This is a genomic window from Bartonella sp. AP36NXGY (assembly GCF_042195865.1).
GTDB lineage: Bacteria > Pseudomonadota > Alphaproteobacteria > Rhizobiales > Rhizobiaceae > Bartonella.
The window spans coordinates 1-2,048 of record NZ_JBHIPD010000080.1 but is presented as its reverse complement, the minus strand read 5'-3'; the positions used below and the strand labels follow the sequence as shown (position 1 = coordinate 2,048).

Sequence of the window (2,048 nt, the reverse complement as noted above, 5' to 3'; positions counted from 1 at the left end):
TCTGCACGATAGGCAAGGCTTTCTTCCGCATTTTTACCCCCCGTATCAAACACGGCAATGGCTTGCAACTTTTCTGCAACCTGTTCCAAAGCGTCTGCCACAGGGTTTTTGCCATTGTCAATCCGCCCTGCACTATAAGCCGGTGCCAGTAAAATCCCAGGTTCCACACCTAAATGCCCACGCGCATGAGCCAAGGCGTGCACACCGGTCAGGTGAGCGTTTGATCCCACCATCTCAGTTTGTGTCTCAGCAATGGTTGATTTTTCTTCCACCCGCACAAGAATAATTTGTGCCTCAATCCCCTGTGCGCACACAGCATTAATAACATCAAGAGCTGTGCCTCTTGTTCCAAGCTTTTGGATTTTCTCACCCTCATGCGTAAAGAGAAGGACAGGCTCGTTGAGGGGAAAAACTTGGTTATCAGCATCAGGGGCTGTAACAACCGCCCCAATGGCGGTCTGATCAAATGTTGCTAAAGGACGGGAATTCTCACCAGCCTCTACAATGCGAATCCCATGATTAAATTCTGTTGCCATCTTGCTCTCCAAATCAATGAAGAGACCATAACAACAAGTGCACTCTTACATAAGACTGACACTGTCAGTCAAAAAAAGCCCTTTTAAAGGGCTTTGAACGAGCGATAAAAGGACTTAAAAACATATAAGCCTGCTTATAGAACAGCTATCCATTTGACTTCTGTCGTATCTTGGTTACTTGTGCATCCATTTATTCTTTCCATAACCTTATAAGGACAGCACCATCGGCTCCAGCACCGCTTGGAGAGGAATCTCCATGAGAGCCAGCACCACCACCACCAAAACCACGCCCTGCTTTTCCTGAACTATAGGAACCTTGTCCTATCCCTCCAGCGCCACCTCTTGATGTATCACCCCCAGCATCACCTCCGTTACCGCTTGTCTTACTCGTAATTCCGCTTGTTCCAGCATAACCATTCCCGCCTTTAGCAAGTCCTAGGTGCTCATCCGTTGCCAAGCCAAAATTTCCCCCTACTCCTCCAGTACCACCACTTCCTGAATAGCAGCCAGTAACATAACCATTTCGTGAACTATAGTAACCAGCACTACCATAGTTTCCTCCTGTGGCGGTGATAAAATTCTTGCCAATGATTGTTGTTCCTCCAGACTTACCGTTTACACACTGCTTTCCCACAGAAGCTCCTCCTTTACCAATTGTGATATTCTCATGACCCTTTAAACTGGCTTTATAGCCATACCAGACTGAACAACCGGCACCACCACCACCTCCTCCTAATCCTGACAAATAGGCTCCGCCACCACTGCCACCTCCACCCCATGCTTGGATTTCGACTTTTGTGTTATCCGTGACCCAATCGGGCCATTGAATTTTTCCATCTTGCGTATAGAGCAATTCAGCATCAGCAAGTGCCGGCCAATTCGTGATTTTATCGGTCAAATCTTTTTTTAGCCTCTTTATTCCTGCCAAGATGGCTTCATCCACTTGCGCTTTCGTATAAACAAGATCTCCATCAACTTTTAAAGGTCCTTTCAAGGTGCTTCCGTTTGTGTTTAAATTGGTAACCACTTCACCATTATGGATAAGGTTAAACGACGAATTACCCAACAGTTCTAAGCCACCACTCATAGTGACTTTGCTGGTAAATTTATTATAATTTTGCCATTCATTTGGGTTTGTGAGGCGTCCATAGCTTGTGAGATCTTCATTGATCTTGGCTCTAAAATCATCAAGCCCCACGATATCTTCGGTTTTATGTTGATGTGCGCCTAACAGTGATATTGCACTGCCAAAAGTGAAGTTATTATTGCTTGATTTATAGAGAACATAATTGTTAGCCGCATCTTTGGCGCCCTCGATATCGCTTAAATCAGCAAATGAGAAGGTTTTATCCGCTGCCATCTTGCCCTTAAGGGCTGCTTCAAGATCTGCGATATCACTTATTGTATGCGTGTGTTTTGAAGGTGCTTTTTCGTTTACCTTTTCCTCAACAGCCAAAAGAGCTTGATCAATTTTGGTCAAGTTTTCCCGCAAGATTGGGAATTCAGAACTGA

At 45.2% G+C, this 2,048-nt stretch carries 1 protein-coding gene and 1 pseudogene; both read right to left on the bottom strand.

The genetic code is table 11. The features are described from left to right. Window positions 1–536: pseudogene (locus ACFINX_RS09870) on the bottom strand (phage tail protein); the annotation flags it as partial. A 190-nt stretch (window positions 537–726) separates the two neighbouring features. Then, a partial coding sequence (locus tag ACFINX_RS09865) for a Bgr_08870 family protein (protein ID WP_375668774.1) occupies window positions 727–2,048 on the bottom strand: 1,322 nt, incomplete at its 5' end.